This is a genomic window from Rhizobium sp. 268 (genome assembly GCF_036571585.1).
Taxonomy (GTDB): Bacteria; Pseudomonadota; Alphaproteobacteria; order Rhizobiales; family Rhizobiaceae; genus Rhizobium; species Rhizobium redzepovicii.
The window spans coordinates 1-4501 of the sequence record NZ_JAPPSO010000050.1 but is presented as its reverse complement, the minus strand read 5'-3'; the positions used below and the strand labels follow the sequence as shown (position 1 = coordinate 4501).

Sequence of the window (4501 nt, the reverse complement as noted above, 5' to 3'; positions counted from 1 at the left end):
AAATCGGAGCGCCGTTTCACCATCCAAATCTCAAATCCGCGTTAACAGAAAACTTTGCGACACGCCCGTGGCGACGATAAAGCGGATCACGAGCAACTTCTGACATGCCCCATGTACGCACATCTTCATCAGCCGTCTGTTAACTTTACGGTGCCCCCACATCTTGGCACAGTGCGTTGCCGGGAGCGGAGGCCGTCCATCACATCAGGTCACCGCCATACAAATCTGGAACAAAATCGCGTGTGTCGCCGCAGCCTGACAGCCGTCCCGGGCAGCTATCGCTGCATCAGTCCGCTGTCTGAGATGGCGCCAATTTGCACCCGCCACAGAGCGGCATAAGAGCCATTAGCGCTCAAAAGTTCAGTGTGGTTTCCCTCCTCAATAATCTTGCCTTTGTCAAGGACTACGATCTTGTTGGCCTTACAAATGGTGCTCAGTCGGTGAGCGATGACGATGACAGTCCGGCCAGCCTGACGCAGATCCTCAACTACCCGCAGCACAAAACCCTCAGCGACCGAGTCTAGAGACGAGGTCGCTTCGTCGAGGATGAGGATCTCCGGATCTCGATAGAGAGCTCGAGCCAACGCAAGGCGCTGCTTCTCGCCACCGGAGAGGCGTACACCATTCTCGCCCAGACGGGTCTGAAGGCCGCTGGGCCAGCATTCGATTTGCTTTCGTAACCCTACTTGATCGCATATTTGCAGGATCTTCGCGATGTCCGGATCGAATTCGCCAAGTGCGATATTCTCGATTACCGAGCTTGAGAACACGTCGATTGATTGCGGCACCGTTGCCATTACATTGCGCAGCGAAACGGTGGAGAGATCCTGGAGCGCATAGGAGCCGATCCGGATGCGTCCACTTTCGAGTGGATACACATTTTGCAGCAGAGCCGCAATCGTGCTCTTGCCCGAGCCGCTTTCCCCCACCACCGCCGTCATCTCGCCTCGCCTGAAAGTGAGACTAAAGTTCCGGAAAAGCTCCGGCTGAGACCCATGGCGGAAAGTGATGTTTTCCATGCTGATATCACCAAGGTCGCACTTCGTGGCATCAACGCCGCCGCCGTTCGTCTCCTGTTTAAGGTCGAAGATCTCGAAAATGCGATCCGCCGCGACAAAGGCGTCCTGAATGACCCTGTTAGTGTGGATGAGACTGGCAATAGGCCCGGTCACGTAGCCGAGCAACGCATAGCATGAAAGTAGCTCGCCGGGCGTGAGCGCTTGATTGAGGGCAAGCGTAGTGCCAAACCACATCAGGACGATGGTAAACAGGGTCGACAGGAAGGTCGAGGCACTATCTCCAAAGATCGAAACCCGCGCAGAGTTATAGACTGAGTGCAGCGTCTTGATGAAGCGGGTTTCGATGTTGAATTTGGCGAAACTTTCGACGCCGGAGGTCTTGATCGTAGAGACAGCTCCAAGCGATTCCACCAACTGCACTTCGAGGTCAGCGGCATTTTCCATGATGGCGCGCTGGTACTTCCGATTCATGCGGTTCGCGGCCCAATAGACCAAGAGATATAGAGGGATGGAAGCCGCCACGACCAAGGCAATCTTCCACGAATAGACAAACATCAGCCCCAACGCGAACAGAGATGTGTTTAAATCGACGAACATGTTGATCGATACATCGTTCAAGAAGCTCCTGATCTTCGCGGCATCGTTCATCCGCGAAATGATTTCGCCCGTTCTCATGCTGTCGTAGAACTTCTGGGGCAGGTTTATGATGTGACTGTAGTAGCCGAGGATCAGTATGACATCGATCTTCTGCCCGGTTTGCAGTACGAGCAGGTTTCGTAGGACATTGATCACCACCTGTAATACCAGGATGAGCAGCATGGCGACGCTCATCAGGTTGAGCAGGTTGCGGTTGCCCCCGGTGATCACATGATCTACGATCTTCTGGACATAGATGGCTGTCGAGAGGCCAAGGATCGTCGTCACCAGCGCTCCGACGAGGGACTGCGCCATCACTGCCCTATGTGGCACAAGCAGACTGGCGAAACGGACCAGGGGTGACGTGGTCTCATCGCGGCGCTTGAAGCCGTCGCCGGGAACCAAGAACAACAGGACGCCGGTCCATTGCGTCTTGAACTCCCCGTGCGACAGCTTGCGAATTTCGCCGTAGGCTGGGTCCATGACCGTGACCGACCTTGCGTCGACCGATTGGATTACGACGAAGTGGTGCAGGACTTCCTTGACGACCACATGCGCGATAGTGGGCATCGGGATCTTGTACAGGCAATCGAAGCCACCCTTCACCGCCTTTGTGATGAAGCCTAGTTTCTCGGCCGCTTCCTTGAGACCTAGCACGGTGGTACCGGAGCAGTTGGTAGAGGCATATTGCCGGATGCGCGACAAAGGCAGCCTATAACCATAGGTCGCTGCGACAGAAGCAAGGCAGGCAGCGCCGCAATCCGTGTTGTCGCGTTGTTTGAACTTACTGACTTTTTTAGGCATGACGCTTTCTCTGTTCGGTAAATCAAGAATTAGTGGGCCGTCTTGAGCGGGTTGAGCCAATCGTCGACGCCTTCGTAGAGGAGTTGCAGGAGCGTGCGGTTGGCCACAAGAAAACGTGCCTGGATGGTCATGCCTTTCTTGAGGTAACCGATAGCCCCATTCTTGAGCGCAAGATGGTTGTGTGACAGCGTGCAACGGACCTTGTAGATCGGCCTGCCGTCAATGAGTGTGAAGTCCTGCGCCACTTCGCGCACTGTTGCTTCGATCAAACCCCATTGATTATAGCTGAAGGAATCTACCTGAAGACGCACCGACTGGCCCGGCCGCACGAAGCCGATGTCGTTGGGTGAGACGTAGATATCTGCCACCAGTTCGCCGCCCGGGGAGACCCAAGCGACACTTTGCCCTGCCTGAATGTAGCTGCCGGGGCTGAGGCCGGAGAATTGCTCAAGGGCGCCTGACACCGGAGTCCGGATGTGCGTCAGATCCAGTTCCTTCTCCGATTGACGTAAGTCGGCGGCGAGTTCTTTTAGGCGCAAGGTCGTGTCGAAGAGTTTCTGGCTCCATTCAGCGGATTTGCGCCTCATGAGAATCTCGCGCTGAACCTCAATGCTCTGGAGAGCGAAAGCCCTTTCGTCTACCGACTTCGCTGGCGCCGTAGCAAACGAAAGGAGTCGCTTAGCGCGCTCCAACTCCGCCGCCGCATTGCTACGGGAAAACTCGTTCTCACGCAGAAGGTCGAGAAAATGCGCCTGCTCGGCCTTAACTGTTTCGGTGAGGAGGCGGACCGGGCCAATGGTGGTACCGGACGCGATCAGAGCTTTGAGGTCACTGGCAAGATCGCTCTTAGCGCGAATATCGGCTCTAAGAGCCACGAGCCTTTCTCCAACGACCTCATCATCGAGGGCGAGGATCTCCTGCCCTTCGGCGACCCGGTCGTTCTCAACAGCTAGGATGCGAGAAACGCGCCCGGAGAACGGCGCGACCAGGGGCGTCTTCTCGATGACAGGGCGAATTCTTCCGGGACTTTGAACAGAGACAGTTATGCTCACGAGTGGCAGCGACACCAATGCCGCAACCACCGAGAGCACCATCAGCTTGTAAATGAGGAAAGGACGACCTGGTCGCCGCGACAGTATGCTCTCTGCAGTGTAGCAGGCCATTTCAGGAGTAAGCTGGATATTGTTCATGCGCAGGGTCACCGCTCAAAAACATCGAATGTGTTTTGATATATCTGCCAGAGCCGATCCCATCATCAAACGAAAGTGCAGATGCTTGCTTCGTGATAATGCAAACAACATTCATAGTGTAAAATTTCAGTATTCATCGTTTTACATCTTCAACTGATGCCTCAAACTTCATTTTCTGCAGTCCTCGGCCGGATTGTTTCGGGTCAGTCAGGACCTCAACAACGGCCGAGCAGCGGAGCAGCCGGTGCCGAACGAGATCAAGGCTTCGAGGCACCGGCAAAATTGCTCCACGCGCGAATTTCGGCTCTAGTGCCTAGATATCCAATTGATTAACAATTTCACGCCGAATATTACAACGACTGTTGTAGCTCCTCCGAAGGCGCCTGCTGCGGCAGCAACCGCGACGGGGTTTCCTCCGCAAGTTTTAGAAGCTTCGGCGCGAGTTAATTCAATCACACCATAAGATGAGATGTCAGTCGTCATGGTTTTCCCCTCTTCCAAATGCCCAAGGGCGACGGTGAAACGCAATAAATGGGGCGCTCGTTGCAGCGCATGAAGTGCTGGCAACTCGGCAATGCTGTTGACGAGGGTGGTCATCGTGTCCTCCAGGCGCTTCTCGCTTCTTGCGGCGATCGGGTTTCATAAAGCTGATTTCTGCGAGCGCATCAATGGATTTGTTGGCGTTAACGCCTGTTTTAGCGTCATGACGGATTATATCCCGCTTTCTCGACTGAAGTTATATAGAACGGAATTCCAGGCGGGTCAAATGGATCGACGAGGCTGCCGGGGCTGTCGCAAACATTTCTGCGGCTCGCAATTATCCCATGAACGGCGTCATTTTCATGCTTTGTT

At 54.7% G+C, this 4501-nt stretch carries 4 protein-coding genes; 1 reads left to right on the top strand and 3 read right to left on the bottom strand.

The window, feature by feature from the left end; genetic code table 11:
* Nucleotides 1-275: 275 nt before the first annotated feature.
* From OS035_RS33200 to OS035_RS33190, 3 genes are all read right to left on the bottom strand, one after another.
* Nucleotides 276-2459, bottom strand: a complete 2184-nt coding sequence (locus tag OS035_RS33200; protein ID WP_331815569.1) for a peptidase domain-containing ABC transporter — start codon at nt 2457-2459, stop codon at nt 276-278.
* A gap of 29 nt (nt 2460-2488) precedes the next feature.
* The gene (locus OS035_RS33195) at nt 2489-3553 is read right to left on the bottom strand and encodes an HlyD family secretion protein (protein ID WP_128408791.1); all 1065 of its coding nucleotides are present in this window, start codon (nt 3551-3553) and stop codon (nt 2489-2491) included.
* A gap of 402 nt (nt 3554-3955) precedes the next feature.
* Nucleotides 3956-4246, bottom strand: coding sequence for a hypothetical protein (locus OS035_RS33190; RefSeq protein WP_128408789.1), 291 nt, complete (start codon nt 4244-4246; stop codon nt 3956-3958).
* Nucleotide 4247: 1 nt separating this feature from the next.
* Between OS035_RS33190 and OS035_RS33185 the strand changes: the two genes are divergently transcribed.
* On the top strand, nt 4248-4501 hold a 254-nt coding region (locus tag OS035_RS33185), incomplete at its 3' end, for a hypothetical protein (RefSeq protein ID WP_331815565.1).

Coding starts and splice junctions, on each gene's coding strand:
- OS035_RS33200 (WP_331815569.1), bottom strand. CDS start 2,459: ATGCCTAAAAAAGTCAGTAAGTTCAAACAACGCGACAACACGGATTGC.
- OS035_RS33195 (WP_128408791.1), bottom strand. CDS start 3,553: ATGGTGCTCTCGGTGGTTGCGGCATTGGTGTCGCTGCCACTCGTGAGC.
- OS035_RS33190 (WP_128408789.1), bottom strand. CDS start 4,246: ATGACCACCCTCGTCAACAGCATTGCCGAGTTGCCAGCACTTCATGCG.